Source organism: Nostoc sp. C96 (assembly GCF_059384975.1).
On record NZ_CM182020.1, the window covers coordinates 3,168,401 to 3,191,916 of the forward strand.

A 23,516-nucleotide genomic window follows, 5' to 3' on the forward strand; every position below is an offset into this window, starting at 1 on the left:
CTTTATACTCTTTTGCTCTTATTTTTCAAAGAGGTTTTTGTAACTTATTCAGATACAAAGTGTTCAAAGAACGTTGGCGATAAACCTCATAAAGTGCCATTCCAGCGGCAACTGAGGCATTCAAACTAGGCGTTTTTCCTTGTAAGGGAATTGACACCAAAACATCACATGCACGTTGAGTTAACATGTTTAAGCCTTCGCCTTCAGAACCGATCACCAAAACCACAGGCCCAGTGAAGCGGACTGTATGTATAGGTTCGCTACCTGTGGCGGCGGTGCCGTAAATCCAAAAGCCAGCCTCTTTGAGTTCTTCCAAAGCGCGGCTCAGGTTAACAACTCTAGCTACAGCAAAGTTTTCTAAAGCGCCTGCTGCTACTTTTACCACTGTCGAGGTGATCCCCACAGCCCTTCTTTGGGGAATAACTAAGCCTTGAGCGCCGATTGCTTCAGCAGTACGGATAATGGCTCCTAAGTTATGGGGGTCAGTGATGCCCTCAGCTACTACAATGACGGGATCGTTAGCGGCAGATTTGGCTTTGGCAATTAAGTCTGGTAATTCTAGGTATGAGTAGGGAGCAATTTGGGCTGCTATACCTTGGTGATTAGCACCTCCAGTAATTTGATCTAGGCGCTTAGGTTCTACTTCATCAATAACTGAGCCATTATCTTTTGCTTGAAGTAGCAAATTGTGAAATCGGGGATCATAACGTAACCGAGTTGTTACCCAAATCCGATTGAGTTCACGTTGATTTTCTAAAGCACTCAAAACTGGATGGCGACCGTAGATCAAATCACTTTCGTTATCTTTATCTTCTGTATTTTTGAGAACAGGAGATGGGTGGGATAAGTGGCGATTTGGGTGGGAATTGCTGGGAGTGGGAAGACTTTCTCGCTCTCCTGGTTTGGCTTTCCGAATAGGATTACCAATAAAACGTTTGCTTTTAATTTTCACAGTTCGCCCACGATTGGGTTCGCCAGATGTCTGGAGTTTTTTGGGTTTGCTAGTCATAATGAGTTTCAATTTATTAGCTTATGAGTAGGCATCCTGAATTCTTAAGGTGTTAAACCGAACACACCAATTTCTGATTCATCAGGTGAAATTTCTCACTCTTGTTCGAGATGAAGTTTCTGCAACAATTCGGTTAAGCGTGGGATATCGGTAAGATACAAGTAACCAATCAAAGTTTCTAAACTAGTTGCTTGTTGATAAATTTCGGGAGCAAGGCGCTTGGGTCGTCCTGTAGAGGCGTTACGTCCCCGACGGACAATTTCTAGTTCGGCTTCCCTCAGATGAGGAATCAGCGATCGCAAATGTAGGGCTTGTGTTTCCGCTCTCACCTGGGCCACTACCAAACGGTGGTAATTTTCTAGCCGCTGTAATGGCAATAGATAGAGTATTCTAGCATAAAGCTCATAAATTGCGTCTCCTATATATGCTAAAGCAGCAGGAGAAATTTGTTGCACTTGTGTTGGGGGAATTGCTTGGCGTAATTGCACTGTGTTTGCTAAACAGGCTTGCACCCAAGATAAATCAGGTATAGGAGGTTCATCTTGTCTATCTATTGGCTCTTCCTCCTGGGACTCCACAAATTCATCATTCCTTAACAGAATATTTTTGAGGTAATTAATTTTTCTTGAGTATGTTTATAGTATCTTACGTAGCACAATCTATACTATCAGGATTACCCAATTAATTCTATCTTTTTATAGGAGATTTTGGATTTAAGAAATTAGATACAAGACAGCAGGGAACAGGAAATAGACTAATTACCATTCCCTACCCGGAAACACTTTTAAATATTTAAGTTTTTGATATATCAATATGGCTGGCTTTTCTACCTCTCTCCTTACGAGAGAGGTAGAAAAGCCAGCTTTGATAAAAATTAAGCTATCCAGATAAACTATCGGATAGCTGAATTTCACCCTTTAGTCAAACTATCAAGACTCTTTGATGTTTTCTAGAGCCACGTCCACTGTAGTTTGCAGAGAGAGAAACTTCTCTAAGCGAACAAGTTTGACCGTTTGGGTAACGCGGGGATTGGAGACAATTTGCAAGGTGCCTTCAGCGTTTTGAGCCTGCTTGGCCAGCTTTACCAAGGCTCCCAAGCCAGAGCTATCAACAAAGTCAATTTTTGAGAGATCCAGAATAATGTGCTTTGGCCCCTCTTCAATTTTACTACCCAGTACCTTGCTAAATGTCGGTTCAGAAAAGGCATCTAACAAACCTGTGAGGCGGAATAGCTGATAGTTATCCCGGGCTTCACGAGTGCCTCTCAGGCTTACGGTTAGATTAAGTGGTTCAGCAATAATTCCCTCCTCAATCATTAAAAGTGAACGCTCAAGTATAGATGGTTTTTATGCACATTGTCTACAACCTGCTGGGATAGTAGAGTTTAGGCAAAGTAAAAAGTAAAAAATATTTTGACTTTTACCTTTTAACTTTTGATTTTGGCAGTCTCCATCTAGCACTTTTTATATTTTTACTTAACCTCAGCGTTAGTAACTGTGCTTAGTGATCGCATTGCTTGGACAAATTGCTCAAATAAGTAATCAGCATCGTGGGGGCCGGGGCTGGCTTCGGGGTGATACTGTACCGAGAAAATGGGCAAAGACTTATGACGGACACCAGCAACAGTGCGATCGTTCAAGTTCAGGTGGCTGATCTCGACAACGGCTTGAGGTAAGGTATCTGGGTTAATGGCAAAACTGTGGTTTTGGCTGGTAATTTCGATGCGCCGTTGTAAACCCGCAGGCTGATTTAAACCCCGATGGCCAAACTTAAGTTTAAAAGTTTCTGCACCCAGGGCATGACCTAAAATTTGGTGTCCCATACAAATACCAAACATAGGTTTTTGGCTTTCTAGGAGAGTTTTGACTGTTGCAATACCTTCTGTCACGGCGGCTGGATCGCCAGGGCCGTTGGAGAGAAAGATGCCATCTGGGTTGTAGCTGAGAATTTCCTCGGCTGGTGTGTTTACCGGAACAACAATCACGCGACAACCGTAACTAGCCAAACGGCGCAAAATATTGCGTTTTACACCAAAATCAATGGCGACAACAGTAAAAGTTTCTCCGCCATTGGTAACGTTTTCTTGATTGAATTCCCAATCAGGGATGGTTGGTTCTGCATCCATTCATAAACTTGGGGCGTGCTGACTTCCTTGACTAGATTTAAGCCAGCCATATTGGGAAATCCCTGCACTTGTTCTAGTAATTCTGCCTCATCAAGAATTTCTGTAGAAATCCCGCCGTTCATTGCGCCGAACATCCGAATTTTGCGGGTGAGGGCGCGGGTATCAATGCCGTAGATACCAGGAATTTGGTGCTGTTTGAGGTAGTCGGGTAAGGATTGTGCCGATCGCCAGTTACTTGGTTTATGACAAATATTGCGAGCGATCGCCCCTCGCGCTTGCGGCCTTAACGATTCTTCATCTTCAGGATTAACGCCTGTATTCCCTAATTCAGGGTAGGTAAAAATCACAATTTGACCACAGTAACTAGGGTCGGTCAACACTTCTTGATATCCGGTCATACCAGTGTTAAACACCACTTCCCCGATGGTGGTTCCCGTCGCACCGAAAGACCAACCACGGTAAGCAGTGCCATCTGCCAAGACAAGTAGAGCAGGTATTGCGTCAGACAGGGACATAGGCGATAGATTAGGGATGGGGAAGTTAATAGTGAGCAGTCTGTCATCCCCAATATAGTCAATACTGCGAGAGTTAATTATCCCATGAGTTCAACAACTGTGCATTCTCTAGGTAATTAATTAAGAATTAAAAATTAAGCAGACAAAATTTTTCCAGGGTAATCGGTGGCAGAAGTGGTTTTGCAGTTGTTTGGGTAGGTAAAATAGATATCAATTATGCTTCAGTCTTTTTTATCTCGTGCAGCCCTGATTTTGATCTCAAGCGCTTTAGCCGTTTTGGGTGTTGCCTGTAGTGAAGACAAACAGACTACTGAGAGTGTTGTTAATCAACAATCTGTGGTGACAGATAATTCATCAGTACAGCCCTCTGTTGAATCAGCAGCCCCAGTAAACCGCCCGGAACCTGAAGCACTGCCGCCGTCGGAACTTGAGCCAAATTCGTTTGAATTGGGACTAGACAAAGCCGCAGGAGCCGTGAGTATTAGCCAATCGGCACAGTCGGTTGAGGATTGGAACTTAGTGGCTAATCAATTTCAAGAGGCGATCGCCCTCATGGAAAAAGTCAGCCGTCAAAGTCCAGATTTTGTCTCGGCTCAAGGCAAAATTGTTGAATACCAACGGAAGGTGAAGTACGCCCTGCAAAAGGCTAATCCTAATTTGCAGCAGGCCTCAACTGATAATCAAAAAATAGTGGTGGCAGTTCCTCAGCCCAAAACTGTGGCTAAATTTATGCCACAACCGACTATTACAACCAGACAGCAGCCAGAACAGCGAGTTTTTTCAGCGGTAGAAGTTCCGCCTCCCGAAAAAAATGTGTTTGTTGCCCCAATCAAACGCCGCGTTGGTGGTACGCCGATTGTGGAAGTTACCTTTAACGGTCAGCAGAAATTCGACATGATTGTAGATACAGGAGCAAGTGGCACTGTAATTACTCAGCAGATGGCTAATGAGTTAGGGATTGTTGCTGTGGGTAAAGCCAAAGCAAATACTGCCAGTTCCAGAGCCGTAGAATTTCCAGTTGGTTATGTCGATTCAATGACAGTTAGTGGGGTGAGGGTGAATCGAGTGCCAGTGGCGATCGCTGGCACAGATTTGGAAACTGGTTTATTAGGACATGATTTCTTTGGCAATTACGATGTCACCATTAAACGTAATGTTGTTGAGTTCCGTCCCCAATCCCATTCAGAAGTTAATTCTGTAGAAATTCAACTAGAGCCTCCAACTTCGTCCACGAACTCCCGCTCTGTAGAATTTCCTTAGCCACACTCACACCTTGGGCGTGATCTAATAAGGGAATCGCCCCTGCAACTTGTAGAGCTAAAGAAGCATTTAACGCTACAGCATCTTGTTGTGCTGTGGTTCCTTTGCCTTGCAGCACAGCTTTGAGAATTTCGGCATTTTCCTGGACATCGCCACCCTTAAGAGCATTGATAGATACAGGTGTTACACCCACTTCTTGAGGATTGATAGTTGTTAGCTGCACTTTGCCATCAGATAACACAGCTAAATCAGTTAAATCTCCCAGGCTGGCTTCATCAATTCTTTCGCGTCCGTGTAAAACGATCGCTTTTTGTTTCCCTAAATTATGTAACGCTTGAGCAACAGTTTCTAAAAGTTTGGGTGTAAATAACCCCACCACTTGCCCAGTTGGAAGCAAGGGATTGACTAACGGCCCTAGTAAGTTAAAAACAGTGCGAATTCTGAGATTTCGGCGTAATTGAGCCACTGATTTCAGTGCTGGATGCCAACCAGGGGCAAATAAAAAGGTGATCCCGACTTCTTGTAACGCGGCTTGGACTTTTTCGCTAGGCGCGCTTAAGTTGACACCCAATGCTTCTAAAACATCCGCGCTACCTGTAAGACTAGAGGCGGAACGATTACCATGTTTAGCTACAGGTACACCATAAGCCGCGACAACAAAAGCCACCGCCGTAGAAATATTGAAAGTTGATGAACCATCACCGCCAGTTCCACAAGTGTCTATGACAGTGCTGAGGGTTGAGGGCTGAGTGCTGAGTCCTTTAGATTGAGATTGTAGGACTTCAGCCATACCCGTTAATTCTTCGGCGGAAACGCCTTTAAAATTGAGGGCGGTTAAAATTGCTCCTGATAACTCTGGGGGAACTGCTTCACTCAGCCACCCTTGCATCAATTCCGCAGCTTGGGGGCGTGTCAAGGATTGACCGTCTATTAATTGCTGTAGCAGAATATACCAACTTGTAGAAATTTCTGAGGAAGTTGTCATAGCTAGGGTTGTAAGTGATGAAAATGCGATCGCCAAGGCTTCCTAAGAAGCGGATATGGCAGCTATCGTACCGGAAAATGAGCAGCTATCAAAGTTAGTTATTCATAGAAATTTCTCTATTTTATAGTTAGTAATGAATAATTCTTTCCCTTTCGCAGCACCATTTTGTTTGTAATTATTCATGCCATATTGCAATTCCCACTCATAAATATTCGCCCATTGAAAATTATCCCGAATTTGCGAAGAATTATCATAAGTAATCAGCCAAGGATGATCGCATTGTTTTAAGCTTTCAGCAAATCTTTGATGTTCAAAAGAGGTGTGTAAGTCTCCATCCTTACCGTATAGTCTAGATTTAGTAGCACTAAAATATGGCGGATCTAAAAATAAAAATATATTTTCCCCTTTTTCATTTAACAGGTAACTATAATCTAAGTTAGTTATTTTGATATCTGCTGTTAAAATAGACTTTAGTTTTTCTAAACGTTCTATTGAGGAATGTGTAAATCTTTTCTCAAAAGCTTCTTGAGAAAAACCACCGGATTCTATAGTACCAGAAAAGGTAATTCTGTTAAGGATAAAGAACCGTATTGCTCTTTCTAAATGAGACAACTTTTTTACGTCAATAGTAGTTAGCTCTGTGAATAATAATTTACCATCTGTATATTGATTTTTTATTTGGCGTATTTCTTGAACTAATACAGATATATCAGATTGAGCTAGTTTCCAAAATAAGAATAGTTCTGGGTTTAAATCATTAATCCAAATTTTTAAATTAGGGTATTTTTGCTTTAAATAAATAAATACAGAACCGCCACCAACAAAAGGTTCTCGAAATTCCGAAAAATTATCTGGAATGTATTCAATAATCTGTTTTATCGCTTTAGATTTACCTCCAGGATAGCGGAGGGGACTTTTGAGCATAAGTAAAAAATCGCGCTTTGTCTTAAAATATCTTTATATTTGTTGTGCAGAATAAATGTTTTTATGCCTCGTTCTGTTCCCTATCAACCGTTATGGTTGCGACTACTGCATGGGGTGAGTGGAATTTTAGCGATCGCAGCCATCATCACTGGATTTCTAGTTTACAATACCTACGATGGACGATTTGGTAAAATTTCATTTCCGCAACTTGGCGATATTCAAGGGATTCATGGCACTTTTGCCTTATTTTTCTTGATTTTCCTACCAGCATTTGCAATTTACAGCTTTCATGCTGGGAATAGGCGACTTATTCAAGCTAATTCATGGGAACAACTGCGCCAAGTTGGTAAACCAATTTGGTGGGTGAGTTTGCAAAGACTAGCTAACACTCTTATGCTAATTGCTTCAGTTTTTTCCGTAGTTTCTGGCAGGATGATGAAAGAAGAATGGCTTCCGGCTGGAGAAATTAATCATATTTGGTATACCTTACATCTTATCGCTTGGTGTGTGATAGTTGGCTGTTTAGCTATTCATCTTTTAATGTCTACGAAAGTGGGTGGCGCGCCATTATTATTGTCTATGATTTCATGGCAAGTTCACCCAGAAGATAGTCCAAATCAATGGGTTACTCGTTACCGTACTTGGTGGAATAGCTTCCAAACTAATTTTGGTGAAAGAGTTAATCAATTGTTAGATAATAATTTAAGTTTGAGAATTATTGAGGCGTTTGTATTGATTGGAGTTGTTGTTGCATTTCTCCTACCTGTGTTTTTTTCGGAATAGTAATATTGTTTCTTGATAAAAATGTAGAGACTTTTTATACAACGTCTCTACTCATAAAATTGGGTATAAGCATGAAAATAAAATTAAAATAATCAGATGTCCTTAAACTATTCAAATGGATTCGGAGAAGGTAGAAAATACAATCCTGGCTTAGTTGTTTTAATGTATTCAAGACCTATTTCAAGCTGTTCCCATTCCCAATCAGGTATACTTTCTAAAACTCTTTGTATATCAGCTTGGTTCCCAGTTACGCAATCAATAGCTATTGGGTGAAAAGTATCCCAATGACCTTTGTTAATATTACCTTCATATAAAGCCACTGTAGCCAGTCTTGTACCCACGGGTGGAACTCCATTTTTCATCCATCGAAGCGGTTGATGGAGAATTTTAATAGCATAATATGGCATTATATCTGTCCTGAGATCAGTGAATACGGCAACTAAAGATGGCTTTGATGAAACTACAATACCTGGGTTAACACAACCATAAATGAAATATTCACGGATGTAGACTGCAAGAAATGAAAGCGGTTTTAGAAACCACCATATTCCAATACCAAAGAAAATATTGAATATAGCAACTCCCAATAATGCGAATGGTAAATGTTCCAAACTTTTACCTTTACGCATTACGTCCAGAATAGCAGCACCAAAAATCCAATCAATAAAAATAGCTAAAGCAAGCAAAGCAATTATTGGTAGAATCAACTTAATTGGTTGACTAGGAAATGAAAGAACCCAATAAAAATAATCAACGTTGAGAGTTCCAGGATTTGAAGCGTCAGTACTGCCATCTAATATTAAAGGGCGTTGTGGTTGATTTACCATTTTTCTACTCAACTACTTATTTTTTAGTTTCTGAATCAACTTAGTATGGGTTGAAATATATTCTTTCAACCTATACATAAGTTAGGTTTCCCTAAAATGAGATAAAGTTTAACAACATCGATGATTAACGATACAACTATATAATTTAGATTAGTAATTTTAATCTTTTTAGGACTTACACAAGAACTCTCTCAAACTCTTATCACTTCGTCTCCTACCCTGCGGGAAGCCGCTATCGCGTCTATGCGTCCTTTGCGGTTCGTTTCTTCATACTTTTGCGTAAGTTCTGATTTTATTTATGCAGCATAAAAATTAATAATCTCTAGCGTAATGAACGAAATATTACCCGTCCGGGGAATTCTTCTTGATTAATGCGTGCATAGACTCGCAAACAAGTTAAAACTTCTCCAGGGATACCGCCACAATTTAGCTGTAAATCATCTTTGGAAAAAGCACATATATCCGCATAGAGTCCTGAGAGTTGGCGAATTCTGACATTGTGTCCTGATTTATTGGCTTTATCCGCAACTTTTTTTAAGGTTCGCCGTGATTCTTGCTGTAATTTTCCCCACCAAGAATAACGTTCAACGGGGGGAATGAATACTAAAGAATGTATGGCTTCATCTATATCAATCCATGCACGTACAATAGCTAAAATATCGTTATTTTCTTCGGCTTTTTGGGTGCGATGAAAGCGGTCTGTTAAGGCTTCTATATATTGTTGTTGTTGTTCTGGTTTGGAATTGAAAGGAATAATATCAAAGCTAAAAATACTTTTTAAGGCGTGATGTAAATTTGGTTCTATTTCTATAAATTTGAGATATAAATTTAATAAGCCAGAGAGTAATTGTAAATCTTCCGATTCGTGAATTGGATGTAACTTTGATTTTAAAAGTGCTTTTTGAGATAAACATAATCCCTGAACATTCACACTACCTTTGAGTCCAGGGTAAATGATTTCATCTCTGATAAATGGAAGTTGATAGAAGTTAGATTTATCTTCTACTGCACCAATTTCTTGAGCTAAATCTAAGGCGCGTTGTTGCCAAAATGCAGCTAAATCATCAGGTATTCGTAGTAATTTACGGTGAATCTCATGCCATAAATCAGCGTCGGTTTGGCTTTGTAATTGTGCATCACCTAAATATAAACTTAGTTCTGAGTCAGCATCCCAAGCATCACGCAGATAATTTAGTTTTAATTCATTTGAAGATTGGATAACAGTCGTTTCTTCTTGATGTGGAGGCTGCAACAAATTTTGGATTTCTTGCAGCAATTCTGCACAAATTTCAGTACCAGGATCATCAGGTATTTCTGTATAGGCTTGGTTTAATGCAGCTTCTAGTCCATACAGGCTACACCGCAATAACCTGGCTAATTCGGAGTTTTCTGTTTCTAATAATTGACGTAGATGCTGCATGGTGAGTAAGGGCTTGCATTAATTTAAACGCAAAGGGGCGCGAAGGTAAACGCGGAGTAACGCGGAGTAAGTTAATGTATTCCACAGAAAGGATCGCGTTCTTTATCAACTTCGTTGGGTTGCAATTCTAATTCTGCACGATAAACACAACCTTCTTGTTTTAAACATTCTTGACTTGTGGATGTCCAGTAGGGAACTTCGCCGGAGTGCATTCGCAAAATACCTTTGTTGTCTATGGTGACGCGATATTGGCAAGGGTAGTCTGTGGTGACGGATGGTTTACTGAGTGAACCGATACGTATCCATTTTTTTCTATTAGTTTCAGTGTCGGTTTGATAGACATAAAATGTGTGTTCTCCAGTGTAAGGAAAGGGTGGTAAAGGATTACTAATTAAACCTTTTCCTGGTTGGGGTGAACCATCACGGAGGTAATGAAATTCGTGTAGAAATTGATTATCATTTGAGTCGATTTCAAAGACTAAATGATAGGCGTTTGGTTGATCTACTGTTGCAGATTCGATGACGTTGACTGCGATATCGCCATCAGTTAAGTCTTTATTTGGTCGTTCTACGGCGATGTTCCATTTTAGTTTACCGTCGGCAAATAATGAGGTTTCGGAAGCTGCTAAGATTGCCGAACCAACATCAATACCGGGAACATCAATTAAATAATGAGGATTTCCTTGGCATAATAAAACGCTAAATTGTAATGTCTGGTCAATTTCAAATTGCACTTTGATTTTTTTGAGAAACTCTGCTTCTTCCATCCCTAATTTTTCCATGAGATGTTTACCGTCGAAGCTTCCCCACAGTCTTAAATCACCGTCTTCGTAATCTTGGCGATAAATAATATTAGTTAACTGTATACCTTGCCAAGCTGTACGCACTTTGGCAACTGTTTCCCAAGGTGCAATTTGATAGAGTTCTTGTCCTGCTTTAAATACTGGTAGTAGTTCGTTACTTTGGGTTTTGCGTTTGAAGTTACAAGGTAGGTAATAAAATAGATTTTTAACGTCTATTTCTAATTGATTCGCGCCTTTTTGTAGGAGTGCTTTTGATTCTTCGGGATCAAATCTGAGTCGGCGTAATTTTTCGGCGTAACACGCACCTGCGGAGGTGGCGAGTTTAGTAAATTCTAAAACAAAGGTGATGCGTTCTGGGTTCCAAACGAAGTAGGGAGACTTGCTAAATTCTTGGTAAATATGGCGTTGTACTAAGTCGAGATTGCAAGTTTTTCCTGAGAGAATTAACCAGTCAACTTTGTGAGTATTCCAAGCATCGATGGTATTATCTTCTGAACGTAAGCGGCTTTCCATTAAGCCTTTGGCAATACCAATGGCTTCTTTAATTGCGGAGGTGGCGACACGTTCAAATTGTTGATTATCTAGGGTGACGGAGATATTATCGGGGTTGTGAATTTGATATTTAATTGCGCTTTGGGTGAGAAGTTCGGCAATTTGTTGTTCGGATATTGTAAAGGTTAAAAGTGAATTATCGGTTGACAATTTTTGTCCGAGTTTGAGTTTGGCGGCTTCTGCATAATCCCATAGTGTGTAAAAGGTTTGTAGGCGTTGTGGTGCTTGCTGCCAACGGGTTGGTAGGACTTTTTCCGCTGTATCTAAGGCATCTTTATAAGCTGCATCGCCTTCAGGATTTTCTCTATCTAAGCATTTTAATAAGCTGCTTGTTTTGAATTTACCTTGGTCGAGAAAACGCTCGTTTAGTTCGGAACTAATTAAGTCTTCGAGTTTTTCGCTATCGATATCGCCACGGGTAACTGCTGTGAGGAGAAAATCTGCGATCGCAACTTTTAATAACCTAAATACTCGCAGGGTAATTAATTCGCCACCGAGTTGTAAATGTCCCGATGAACCTAATAGTTTTGGTGTTAATTTATAATATCTTCCGCCTAAGCCTCTGTCTTCATTATTGGCAAAGAAGGGGGTTTTATCTTCTAAGGTTAATTCAATTAATGCTAAATCTGTTGTGCCGCCACCAATATCTAAAACTAATACATTTTGTGACCATTTATTGCCATCGCGGCGACAACGAGTTTTAAAAGATTCAATGCCAATATTTAAATTACCACCGAATTCTCGCCATAAGAAAAATATCGCTACGGAAACAGCTTCATCATAAGCTGTTTGTACATCATCAATACCTAATTGTTCTACTAATTGCTTAACTTCTTTGCGAACTACTGGCGGTGCAACGGTGGGATAGGTAACAACGGCGGTTAACAGTTCACCTTCGGAAAATCTACGTCTAGCGCGTTGGCGATAATCTTCGGTTAAATCAATTAAATGCGCCCAAGCTGCTTGAATTAATTGGTTAACATTAATATTAATTTCGGTATCATTTAACATTACAGGGAATGTTTTATTTTGACCAAAATACCGCTTTGGTGAATGATGAAAACGGCTAATAATTTCTTTTAAAGAACTGCTAGTGCCTTGGGCGATCGCTTTTTTTCGATTATCTCTTGCTTCTCGCCCCATTTTCAGTTTTAATACTTCTAAGTTGTAAATTTCTAACTCGCTGGGAATTTCGCTATCGCGGCGGTCAATATCTAGAACTACAGGAATTAAATTTTGCGATTCTAAGGTGGGAACGCGAAAAACTTCGTGATATATTTGATATAATTTTTTACTAGCGGCACGTTGAAATTTTTCGCTATTACCTAAACATAATTCAATTTGGCGAATTGCTTCTAAAAATCTTTCTTTATTATCACTTTCAAAGATTTCGCCTAAACGGCTGGGTTCGATTTCTAAGTTTTTACTAATATCAATAATAAATTTCTGCCACTCAGTTTCACTGATATCTGGTAATGCTTCGGAAGCGGGAGAATTGAGCCATTGGGAGAGGCGATCGCGCAATCTTAATTCCTGTTCCCGTGGTAAAATTTCGGCAATGGGAATTTCTATCGGGTCAAACAAAGTCACGGTAGAATTCGATGTACCAAAATCTAACGCAAACCATCCCGGAAATCTTTTGACTGGCTGATAGTTAACTGGTTCTTCATAAGGGTTTGGTAATGAATCAGAATTCATAATTTGCGCTTCAGCAGTAGATGGTGTCCATAAATAACAAACAGCCTGAACTTGCTTAGGTTCAGATAATACTGGTTCCCCTGAAAAATCGGAATCAAAATATTCAACAATTACTTGTAAGGTACAGTTGATTGGTTCGGTTAAAGGTTTTTCTAATTTACAAGGATATTGTTCTAATTGTCCGATTTGGGAAATTTTTGGGGTGACAGCATCAAAGGGTTTATATGCTTTTTGAATTTGGGTAGTTATTTCGCTGGGTGTACCTTTAACGGAGAAGTTGATCCGGGCAATGTGGGGTACATTATTACCAATAGCAACTAGTTGAATGGTGGGGAGTTCTAAATATTCGTTTTCGTTGACTTGGACTTGAAAGCGTGGAGGGAGGCGAATTTCTACTGGCATTTTTTAGTTCCTTTCTTTTATCTCACGCAAAGGCGCAAAGGCGCAAAGAAGACCGAAATGATATGAATTTATCGGCGTTTATCGGCGGTTAATTATTCTTACGTGACTAATTCCTTAGTAACTAGGAATATCTAAATCAGAAGTGGTGGCGATTTCTGCGAGAATATTTAACCAAGTGGGAATAGCAAGTTTTGGTGGTGAGTCGCCAGCAGCAAGGTATCTCAGCAATGCTTCTTTTTTAGAAACATTTTGCAGTGTGGGAATAATTTGGTCTAAAATGCCTTCTATTTCTGAGTTGACTTGTTGATTTACTTCACTCACATACTGCACTAAATGTAAACTGGCGCTGGCAGTAATTTCATCACGTAAACGTAATACTAACATTTGATGATGGCTGGCTCTAGGTGAATTTTGATTTCGTTCGGGTGACCAGTCAAATATTTGACCAATGTTGTGTTTTTCGTCTTGGCGTGCGAGGGGAAATATCAATTCGGGAGCAATTTCTTTATCTTTGCTATTAATTTCTGCAAGGATAGCTTCTTTCCATTGATTGGGGTCGGAACCTAACAGTAATTTATAAAATAAGTCGGCTTCTTCTCCACCAAAACCAATTTCGATTTCTTGTTCCATTGCGGGTGAGAGAAGAGATTTAAGATAGTCCCGTGCTTCAGCTACTTGATTGGAGAGTTTATTTAATAAATCTACCACTGCTTGCCGAATGCGATCGCGGGCAAATATCTCGACTTCTTGCACAGTTTTTTCAAAGGTAGGATAGAAATCATCACTCTTACTTGGCAAAGTATTATTAATGCGATTTCCTCTTTCAAATAACTTCCCGGCCGCGCCTTTGGTTTCTGCTATGGTGATAGCACCATTATTCGCTTTGTTAAATAATAAAGTCCACTGGTTCCAGTTGAGAATTTTAAATGTGAGTTCGTCTTTCACAACTTCACTCACGACAGTTCCGCGGCGGTCTTTGAGTGGTTCTTTGCCTAATTCTTTTTGAAAGTTGCGGTAGGTTTTATCTAAACTATCGATAGCATTTCGCAAATCAATTAATGTTGGGCTATCAACAGTTGGGATACCTTGTTCGTGAATTTCGGCGATGATATTTTTGAGGTTTTCTTGTTGTTGACGGAGACTTTCAGCAGCGCGACGGGTGTCTTCATACAGTTGCTTAAGTCCGTGCATTGCAACGTGATTTTGAATTAATTCTCGCAGTTTGGCAATACCGCCATCTTGAGCAAAATAACCTAATTGTCTTCCAAGTTGACTACGTGCATCCGACTCTAATAGTCTTTCGCTGAGGCGAGTCCATTTTTGTTGCAACCGCTTTGAGCGTTCGAGGTAATTAGGATAATCTAAGTTAGATAAAAATTCTGGCGAACCAGCTTTGACACTACTCGAACGTTTGGCTAATTCCGCTAGTCCTAACAAAGGGGATAACAATACAATGCGGTCTTTTTGAGTTGTGAATGCACTCGCGCCATCAATAGTTGTTTGCAGAACTCTAAGTTTTTGGACAACAGCATTCTCATATAAAGGAGTGTTGGTTTCTTCGATGAGTTGGTCGAGTTCTCTTTCGCCGCCTTCACTTTCTAGGGGTAGTTGGTCAAAACGACCGACACCGACAAGAATTAAATCTTTCAGGTCTTGTCCGGGACGCTGTTGCTGCATCATGGTGAAGATTTTGTTGGCGCGATCGCTCCCCGGCGATTTACCATTGAGCAAGATTAAAATTGTTTGGACTTCCGCCAATTCTCGCAGTGATAAAAAGGTATCCCTCGCGCCGGAATTCGCCGCACCCAAACCCGGAAAATCTAACAAAATAAATTCGGAAGCGTCTGTCACATCCCAAATTTCCCGCGAGATTTTGACTTCGATATCAACGCGGCGAATTAAGGGGAAGCTATTTTGCAATAACTTGGTGGCTAACTTTTGGGGTGGACTGGGTAAACGGATATGTGCTGGCGGTAAGTCTGCAAACCTGAGAGTTTGAATAGCCATTGGTTGTTCTGCCAGCTGTAAACCCTCCCGTGCTGTGGCATGATCAATCTGATAATGGCCGCTACACATCGCCTCGCCGTAGGAACTATAAGCACGCACAAATAACACCAACTCCCGCAGCAAATAGCGTAACTCTAAATTATTACTCTGATTCCATGCTTGTTCACACCAAGCCAGAATATCTTTGCCAGAGTTTAACTGTGCAACCTGTATAGGCACAAGTCCGGCTGCTGCTGACCTGCGGCTGGCTTCTGCTAACATATAGCGCAGGCACTCTTTCACCCCTTCATGGGAAAGATACTCAACAGTAAAATTTCCCACTTGAGTAGTTGCAAATTCATCTTGGGGGATGAGGTGAATGGCTGTAACGTTACCCGTCGTGGGGTTTTCATTGACTGGTAACGCATCTGCATATCCGATTAAGCTACCTAATAATAAAGTTTTGCCACTACTAAATTCTCCCATCACACCAATTTTCACAGGGGAAGTTGCAAGTTCTACGGTTTTCTGGGCAGTTTCTCGCAAACGTTCCAGACATTCATCTAGGCTGGCTGGAACCCAGTCTTCTTGTTTAGAAGGATACTGCGGTACCGAGTTAATTTTCTGGAGTATAAATTCGCCATACTCTTTAAAATTTGCTAATTTTTCAGATTCCATACAATAGTTACCGTTAAAAATAAAATTTATGTGAGTTTTATAACATAAAAGTTGCCAGCAGATGTGATGGTGTTCCTCGTTTAAGTGAGGTACATCTTGCTGATATCAGAGACTACAATGTCCCTGATGCAATGGTGAACTGTGATATCTATTTATTGGGAATTGGTTAGCATCTAGGTATATCTGTTCTCAAGCAAACAGCTATTTATTCTGTACAAAAACTTAATAACAGTCATTTTTAATCAAAATTTAACTTTATTACCCAGAATCTCATCTTAGTGAGTAGTAATGCACAAATATGCACTTCTGAAGAATTCTTTTTTGATAATTTTTATGTTTGAAAAACAATGTCTACAACGAAAAAATCAGGATTTAAGCTAATTTTTAATCGTTGATAATCCGATTCCGCAGCTTTTTCTGTATAAAATGTATCATTTAAGATTACTGTCAAATTTTAAGTCGAAAGATTAAAATAACTTAATTAAGTCAAAGTCTAAGCTATATCAATACCAATTTTGTAATATTTGAAAATATTTTAATTTACAAAAAATTCAACATTATTACTTAAAAATTTAAGCATAATTGATTTTGCAGCAGCAAAGTTATGTTACATTTCTATTTACGCAAAATATTATTTACCCAGTGATCTGACCCACTCTTAAGATAGATGTCTTACTAAAGTGATAATACTAAGATCATAATAGTAACTATTTATTTTCTGGGGTAATATCGCAGGATAGAAAATAAACAGTTTTTAAAATTTAAGTTAATTTTTCAGATTTTATATCATATTCTTCTCCGTAGAAGTAGGCAGGTAAAAGTGTTCTCTGAAAGGGTGCAAAACTTAAATAATAAACTTGATGAAAGCACGAAAATAGTGCAGAAGCGCAATACAAAAAATATAAGCGATCGCAAGTTAATAACCATAGCATTAGCAAATGCTAATCATGAACTAGCAACAAAAATTGATAACCAGATAGTAACAGAACCAAACTCATTTCCGAAAACTTCTCAAATTCAAGCAATTTGGCAGATGCTTGCAGATATGTACTTTCGGATTGATCCCCACGGTATTATTTTAGAATATCAATCAAGCAAAACATATAATTTAGTTAACCCATCCAGCATAATTCCTGGTAAGCAATTACTAGAGTGTTTACCAACATCTCTTGTCATCCGCTTTCATCAAGCAATCAATCAAGCTTTGCAAACTCAGGCTGTAGTTAGTTTTGTATATAGTTTAGATTTAGGAAAAAGTAAGGCACATTTTGAAGCCCGATTATTACCCTTAGAATCACAAGAAATTATCGTACTTGTGCGTGATATCACTCACATAGTTCAAGAAGCTTTTATTGAGTGTGGTGATAACTTTCGGACTATTGTCGAAAACGCCAACAATATTATTTTTTCGCTTACTCCTGATGGTTTATTTTCTTATGTATCTTCCAACTGGAAAGATATCTTAGGGCATGAAGTAGCAGAAGTTGAAGGTCAGCATTTTGCGGGCTTTATACATCAAGAACATTTATCAACTTGTGTAGATTATTTCACCACAGTTTCCACCACAGGTCAACAGCAAGAGGCAATTGAATATCGTGTGAAACACAAAAATGGTAATTGGCAATGGCATAGTTGCTACTTATCAGCCATCAAAGATGCTACTGGCAATATTATTTACTTTATTGGTATTTGCCACGATATTACAGTTCGCAAACAAGAAGAACTACGGCGACAGCGTACAGAAAAAGCTTTAAGAAAATCAGAAGCCAAGTTTCGCGCTAAAACTCAGCAGCTAGAAGAAACACTGCGACAATTGCAACAAACCCAGGCTCAACTGATTCAGTCAGAGAAAATGTCTAGTTTGGGACAGTTGGTAGCAGGTATTGCTCACGAAATCAATAACCCTGTGAATTTTATTTATGGCAATGTGAAATATGCCAACGATTATGTACAGGATTTATTACATTTAATTGAACTTTATCAACAATATTTTTACCCACCAACACCAGAAATTCACCAGCAAATATATGCAGTTGATTTAGATTTTATCCGCCAAGATTTACCTAAAGTATTAGATTCGATGAATAGTGGTGCAGAACGCATTCGTCAAATTGTCTTGTCTTTACGTAATTTCTCACGGGTTGATGAAGAAGGCATGAAATTAGCGAATATCCACGAAGGTATAGATAATTCGCTCCTACTATTGCAAAACCGCTTGAAATCTCAACCAGAATCTCCAGAAATTGAGGTGATTAAAGAGTATGGGGATTTACCACAGGTGATGTGTAACCCTGGACAGATGAATCAGGTATTTATGAACCTGTTAACAAATGCTATTGATGCTTTAGAAGAAGTCGCTATTCCCCATCCACAAATTCAGATTCGCACATATTTGCAAGCAGATGATCGCATAGTTATTAGTATTACTGACAACGGGCCAGGAATCAACGAAAAAATTCGCGATCGCATCTTTGACCCCTTCTTTACCACTAAAGCCGTAGGCAAAGGTACAGGTATGGGGTTATCAATTAGCTATCAAATTATTGTCAAAAAACACCGTGGTGAATTACATTGTGTGTCCACAGCAGGAGCAGGAACTGAGTTTTTAATTAGCATACCCAAACTAGTAGAATAAGGCAAAAATAAAAAGTTAAAAGGCAAAAGTAAAAATTTTAATTTATTCAGCTTTTGCCTATTTTTAGGTAGTAAATTTATTCCTGATTTCTGACTTTAAAACTTATCCTTTACCATCAAATGCACACCGCCAGCCGGTGTAAATACTATGCCACGCCGCACAGGTTTGATAGGAGCTTTTTCTAACAACTCTAATGAGTAATGAGAGAGGATAGTTGTCAGCACCAATTTCATTTCAAATAAAGCAAACGCCATTCCCAAACAGCGACGATTTCCACCACCAAAAGGCACAAATTCATAAGGAGAAAATTGGCGTTCCAGAAACCTTTCTGGTCGAAAACGCTGAGGTTCTGGATAAATATCTGGGCGATGATGAGTTAAATAAATACAAGCAGATATTGTTATACCTTTGGGTAAATCGTAACCCATCAATTGCATAGGAGCTTGTAAAATGCGCGGTAAACTAAAGAAAACAATTGGATAAATTCGCAGTGTTTCAGAGCAAACAGCATTCAGATATGGTAGTTGAGCAATCGTTGTAGGGTCTGTACTTGAGATATCAACAGAATTAAGTTCTTGCAGTAATTTTTCGCGGACTTCTGGCACATAATGAATCCAATATAAAGCCCAAGCTAATGCGATCGCAGTAGTTTCATGGCCAGCAAATAGCATAGTCATCAACTCGTCGCGTAGCTCCTCATCACTCATGGGTTGACCATTTTCATCTCGTGCAGACAATAGCAAACTCATAATATCTTCACCTGGGGAATCTGCTTGATGGCGACGTTCTCGAATTTCTTGGTAAATTAGCTCATCTAGTTGCTGTCTACGTCGAATAAATTTCCCCCAAGGACTCCAAGCACCTAAATCTTGTTGTAATGATTGGAAAAATAAGAAAACAACACTCAACGGTTCATTAAAAGTATCCAACATCTCAACTAAGATTTGCTGAATTTTTTGGGAACGCTCCCCCGCTTTTAGCCCAAAAACAGCGCTTAAAATCACTTTTAGGGAAATTTCCTGCATATTAGGACGAGCGATAAATGATTGCCCAACTTGCCATTGACTAGTGACTTGATGAGTAATTTCACAAATCAAATTACTATAGGCTTTCATCCGTTCCCCATGAAAAGGCGGCATTAAAAGTTTCCGCTGTTGTAAGTGGCGATCGCCATCAAGTAATATTAATGAATTTGTGCCTACCAAAGGTTGAATAACTTTATTTCCTGAACCTGATTCAAACAACTTGGCATCAGCAGTAAACAGTTCTTGAATTGCTTGCGGATTACTAATAATTACCTGTGTAGGAAAACCAGCAAATCTGGAAATAAAAATATCGCCATATTTTTTTTGATGCCAATCTAGATTTTCGATTGGTTGTATGATTGCTCGCGCCGTTTGAAACCATCTAGGCTCGATTGCTTGCGGTGGTAGTTTATAACTGGTTTGGGTGTTTTCTGGGAAAGTAATCATTAGTTATGCTCCTACTAAGAGAGTTGGGAACGCAGAGGAGTAGAGAGGTAAGGGCAAAGTTACGCAGAGTTTTATCAGAATTTAGTTGTTGATTTTGCCAGTAATCCTAAGTTTTTCTTCAATTCTTCATTTACCGATGCCCTAACAAACTTGGCTACTGCTGTAACTGCCAGTACTTATAATAGCGATCGCCTATCCTTATTCTGGTTGTTGTGTTTGGGCGATCGTCAAACTAACTTCCTGACCATAGGCAACCTCAAGTTGATAACCATCAGGGTCACGGATAAAAGCCCAGTAACCAACCGGAGAACCCCAATCATGAGGCCCTTCTTGCAATAATCCTTCTAATTTCGCCTCATAACAGAGACTATCTACTTCTTCACGGCTTTGACAGGCTACGCCAAGATGGAACCCAGATGAAGGCTGACATTGTGCTTGATCTAATTGCAATAGCACAATCACAAATGGTCGAGTTAAATCGCTAATCCAAGCAACTTCTAATTGATTAGTTTCATCGGTGCGACGATGTACTACTTTCATTCCAGCATACTTCTGATAAAAAGCGATGCTTTTATTGATGTCGGTTACTCCCAGTGCAATATGAGTAAAGCCAATATCTGCCATTATTTGTTTCCTAAATGCAATCAAAAATATCTCTTAGATTTAACTAGAAAGACACAAATAAAATTAAATAGACAAGTCTTAGGCAAAATATTAAAAACTTCTTCCCTCCTGCCTTCTGCCTCCTGCTTCCTGCCTTGTCTTAATTACAATTATTTATGTCACTCTACTTATAATATTGCGGGTAAATTCCAATTTTAAAGTTCTCCAGATTCAACCCTTGCTGTTTTTCAATGCAAAGGTAAGCTGAGTTTTAAATCACTTCTGTAGGAAAGCAAACTTCGATTGCTTTTTCGACTAAATCAAGACCTTTACACACCACCGTATTCCGCCAAGTCATATCTGCTGGTGCAAACACTTCTGCCAATCTTTGGCGCGTCCATTTTTTATCAGGGTGTTCTGGCGGAGAATAGAAATGAGCGCGATTTTCGGCCCGTAAGGCTTCTACTACTTGCATAACTGGGTAAGTACCAAACTCAGCCGTGAGAAACTTGTAATCACACTGGGGAAACATCGCTTGACACCAAGTTCCTAAACCCCCACGAAATTTATACATCTTTCCCTCTGGTTGATAAGGTTCCACGACATCAGCACCAAACTTTTCGATTAACCATTGGGCTGATGCTGAATCTGGGAGGTCATTAATAAACAGTTTATAAGTCGCTTTTTTGCCTAAACCAGTGTGTAAATCAATATGCAGAACATTTTTGGCATTACCAATCCATCGAGGAAGATGAGCCGCTAATATTTGATATGTTTTCGATGGTCTGTTTCCACCAAAAAATAGACCTTGGGGAAAGTCGTATTGACCTACAGGTAAGGTATTGATTAAAGAATTAATCCCGTGACGGAAAATAGTAGCGATCGCTTTCATCAAAAACGGTTCAAAAGGCGATGGTGGTGAAGTAGGGTTAAAGAACCTATTCAAGTCCCCGTACTTTTCAGGACTACCTGTATATTCCTCATGAGGTAGCAGGAAATTACGGTTAAGGTCAATATTTTCTTCATTCCCACGCCGTTCCCAGGCAAAACCATAAGGATTTAAAGCGTGTAACAGCACCAAAGCTGTTCTTGGGCTGGGACTCCAACCAATCAAACGTTCTTCTAACAAAGCACATTGAACAGCAGAACCAAAAAAACCCTCAACCCCATGCAAGCCGCTAGAAACAACCAAAATTTGTTCAGGTTGTGAGGTTCCTAATATTGCCACATCAATAGTTAAGTCCTCTTCATCGGGGCCTGTTTGGTCAATAGAATATGTTTCTAATTGGCAACCTAATGCTTGTGCTGCGGCGCAGAAACGGTATTTTGCAGTAGCGTAGTTTGGACTGAAGCCAGAAGCGTAAGACATGGGAAATAGGGGCAGAGAGGGGTGAATAACTAATGACCATTGATCATTAAAACCTATCTTTCATTCCCCGAATGCGGGCGAATGTTTGCACTGCATCATTACTGTTGGCGGCTAGTTGTAGGGATGGTTGTTCCCAACGCAAAAATGGATTGGTACGCTTTTCTACTCCCAATAAAGAAGGGACAGTGGCTTTTCCTTGAGTGCGAAAAGTGTTTACTTCTGCATAGCGCTGTTGTAAGTCAGTATTCTCACCATCAACAGTGAGGGCAAATTGTAAATTTTTTAAGGTATATTCGTGGGCGCACCAGACACGGGTATTATCTGGGAGAGAACGCAGTTTTTCTAAAGATGACACCATTTGTGTCGGTGTACCTTCAAATAAGCGACCACAACCACCAGCGAATAAAGTATCGCCACAAAATAATTCTCCCGGTTCGTCTGCTGTGTGGGGTGGGAAGTAGTAAGCAATATGGGCGCGGGTATGGCCGGGAACGAAGATGACCTCAGCCGGGCGATCGCCAAAGGAAATGCGATCGCCTTGTTGCAGAAACACCTGCTGTCCGGGAATTCTCCCTTTATCCTCCGCACCACCATATACAGTCAGTTTAGGGAAGCGTTGCATTAACTGTTGATTACCACCTACATGGTCATGATGATGGTGAGTGTTGAAAATCGCTACTAACTCCGCATTGAGTTCTGCTAGTTTGCTCAAAACTGGTTCTGCTTCTGCTGGATCGACAACGGCGGCAATATTTTGTTGCGTATTGTGTAGTAAGAATATGTAGTTATCTGAGAGCGCCTCAAGACGGAGTACCCGCATTTCCTCTTAACTCCCTTACATTAATAAATTCTTGGTATTTTTGAGATACCGTAAACTTTTGGTTTTATTTATTCTAGCGGGTAAACTGCATCAAGCATGTTAATCTACAACCGTGGTAATACTGAAGGCAACATAAAAACTCATCAAAAACAGTTATTTTTATCAGTAAAAATCCTCTGGGAGTATATATAAATCCGAAGTTAGATTTATTGTGTTCTTTTTAGTTCTAAAAATAGCTAAAAAGACTGTTATCAAATGGTGTACATATTTGCTATTGGCTACCAACATTAATCTTGATCTGGGGTGCATTTACCTATACTTCAGTTAGCAAATATTGCTGTAATTTTTTACATTTCTCAGGAGAAGTAATGAGCGATCGCCCGTCTATCTACATTAGTGTTGATAGTCAATCAGAAATTGCTATTAAAAAAATAGTAGATAAAATAATTTCATCAGGAAAGCTGAGTCGTCAAGACCATACATTGCTACTTTCTCAAGCATTTACTGATGGTCTAATCAACGATAGAGTCCGTCGCCAGGTTAACCGCATCCTAGATCAGATTCAAACAGGGCAGTTAAAATTAATCGACTGGTAAGGCGCGATTGACTATTCAATTTATCATCAATAGCATCTATCATTCCTACCTTGT

The 23,516-nt window shown here is 39.7% G+C and carries 17 protein-coding genes and 1 pseudogene; 4 read left to right on the plus strand and 14 right to left on the minus strand.

What is annotated here, in order from left to right:
- Window positions 1–25: 25 nt before the first annotated feature.
- From rlmB to carA, 4 genes and pseudogenes are all read right to left on the minus strand, one after another.
- A complete protein-coding gene (gene rlmB, locus AC504W_RS13565) occupies window positions 26–1,009 on the minus strand; it encodes a 23S rRNA (guanosine(2251)-2'-O)-methyltransferase RlmB (protein ID WP_494878293.1) in 984 nt (327 codons plus the stop codon).
- Window positions 1,010–1,104: 95 nt separating this feature from the next.
- Window positions 1,105–1,587 carry a Mini-ribonuclease 3 gene (locus AC504W_RS13570; RefSeq protein WP_494878295.1) on the minus strand — a complete coding sequence of 161 codons (483 nt, stop codon included), beginning with the start codon at window positions 1,585–1,587 and terminating at the stop codon, window positions 1,105–1,107.
- A 351-nt stretch (window positions 1,588–1,938) separates the two neighbouring features.
- Window positions 1,939–2,325 (minus strand): STAS domain-containing protein, encoded by a 387-nt coding sequence (locus tag AC504W_RS13575; protein ID WP_096576949.1) that lies wholly within the window; start codon window positions 2,323–2,325, stop codon window positions 1,939–1,941.
- 155 nt (window positions 2,326–2,480) lie between these two features.
- Window positions 2,481–3,649 (minus strand): annotated as a pseudogene (gene carA, locus AC504W_RS13580) (glutamine-hydrolyzing carbamoyl-phosphate synthase small subunit).
- A gap of 216 nt (window positions 3,650–3,865) precedes the next feature.
- Between carA and AC504W_RS13585 the strand changes: the two are divergent.
- A complete protein-coding gene (locus AC504W_RS13585) occupies window positions 3,866–4,909 on the plus strand; it encodes a retropepsin-like aspartic protease family protein (protein ID WP_494878299.1) in 1,044 nt (347 codons plus the stop codon).
- On the opposite strand, the gene trpD is transcribed toward AC504W_RS13585, so the two are convergent.
- Window positions 4,839–5,894 (minus strand): anthranilate phosphoribosyltransferase, encoded by a 1,056-nt coding sequence (gene trpD, locus AC504W_RS13590; RefSeq protein WP_494878301.1) that lies wholly within the window; start codon window positions 5,892–5,894, stop codon window positions 4,839–4,841. The two genes, AC504W_RS13585 and trpD, sit on opposite strands and share 71 nt — an antisense overlap.
- Before the next feature lie 102 nt (window positions 5,895–5,996).
- The gene (locus AC504W_RS13595; RefSeq protein WP_494878303.1) at window positions 5,997–6,818 is read right to left on the minus strand and encodes a DNA adenine methylase; all 822 of its coding nucleotides are present in this window, start codon (window positions 6,816–6,818) and stop codon (window positions 5,997–5,999) included.
- Between the two features lie 63 nt (window positions 6,819–6,881).
- On the opposite strand from AC504W_RS13595, the gene AC504W_RS13600 reads away from it, so the two are divergent.
- A complete protein-coding gene (locus AC504W_RS13600) occupies window positions 6,882–7,601 on the plus strand; it encodes a cytochrome b/b6 domain-containing protein (protein WP_494878305.1) in 720 nt (239 codons plus the stop codon).
- A gap of 107 nt (window positions 7,602–7,708) precedes the next feature.
- Here the strand turns inward: AC504W_RS13600 and AC504W_RS13605 are convergent, their stop codons facing one another.
- From AC504W_RS13605 to AC504W_RS13620, 4 genes are all read right to left on the minus strand, one after another.
- Window positions 7,709–8,428: a DUF3239 domain-containing protein gene (locus tag AC504W_RS13605; RefSeq protein WP_494878307.1), complete on the minus strand. Its 720-nt coding sequence runs from the start codon at window positions 8,426–8,428 to the stop codon at window positions 7,709–7,711.
- A 322-nt stretch (window positions 8,429–8,750) separates the two neighbouring features.
- Complete coding sequence (locus AC504W_RS13610) at window positions 8,751–9,848, minus strand: hypothetical protein (RefSeq protein WP_494878309.1); 1,098 nt, start codon at window positions 9,846–9,848, stop codon at window positions 8,751–8,753.
- Window positions 9,849–9,919: 71 nt separating this feature from the next.
- Window positions 9,920–13,303, minus strand: a complete 3,384-nt coding sequence (locus AC504W_RS13615) for a molecular chaperone (protein ID WP_494878311.1) — start codon at window positions 13,301–13,303, stop codon at window positions 9,920–9,922.
- 114 nt (window positions 13,304–13,417) lie between these two features.
- Window positions 13,418–15,967 (minus strand): proteasome protein, encoded by a 2,550-nt coding sequence (locus AC504W_RS13620; RefSeq protein WP_494878313.1) that lies wholly within the window; start codon window positions 15,965–15,967, stop codon window positions 13,418–13,420.
- A gap of 820 nt (window positions 15,968–16,787) precedes the next feature.
- Here AC504W_RS13620 and AC504W_RS13625 point away from each other — a divergent pair.
- Window positions 16,788–18,602 (plus strand): ATP-binding protein, encoded by a 1,815-nt coding sequence (locus AC504W_RS13625; protein ID WP_494878314.1) that lies wholly within the window; start codon window positions 16,788–16,790, stop codon window positions 18,600–18,602.
- Between the two features lie 95 nt (window positions 18,603–18,697).
- Here the strand turns inward: AC504W_RS13625 and AC504W_RS13630 are convergent, their stop codons facing one another.
- The 4 genes from AC504W_RS13630 to gloB form a co-directional block, all read right to left on the minus strand.
- A complete protein-coding gene (locus AC504W_RS13630; RefSeq protein WP_494878315.1) occupies window positions 18,698–20,074 on the minus strand; it encodes a cytochrome P450 in 1,377 nt (458 codons plus the stop codon).
- Between the two features lie 198 nt (window positions 20,075–20,272).
- On the minus strand, window positions 20,273–20,698 hold the full coding sequence (locus AC504W_RS13635; RefSeq protein WP_494878316.1) for a VOC family protein: 426 nt from the start codon (window positions 20,696–20,698) through the stop codon (window positions 20,273–20,275).
- A 250-nt stretch (window positions 20,699–20,948) separates the two neighbouring features.
- Window positions 20,949–22,046 carry a DUF2817 domain-containing protein gene (locus tag AC504W_RS13640; RefSeq protein ID WP_494878317.1) on the minus strand — a complete coding sequence of 366 codons (1,098 nt, stop codon included), beginning with the start codon at window positions 22,044–22,046 and terminating at the stop codon, window positions 20,949–20,951.
- A gap of 46 nt (window positions 22,047–22,092) precedes the next feature.
- Window positions 22,093–22,866, minus strand: a complete 774-nt coding sequence (gloB, locus tag AC504W_RS13645) for a hydroxyacylglutathione hydrolase (protein WP_494878319.1) — start codon at window positions 22,864–22,866, stop codon at window positions 22,093–22,095.
- Between the two features lie 368 nt (window positions 22,867–23,234).
- Between gloB and AC504W_RS13650 the strand changes: the two genes are divergently transcribed.
- Window positions 23,235–23,462, plus strand: coding sequence for a hypothetical protein (locus AC504W_RS13650; protein WP_494878320.1), 228 nt, complete (start codon window positions 23,235–23,237; stop codon window positions 23,460–23,462).
- Window positions 23,463–23,516: the final 54 nt, after the last annotated feature.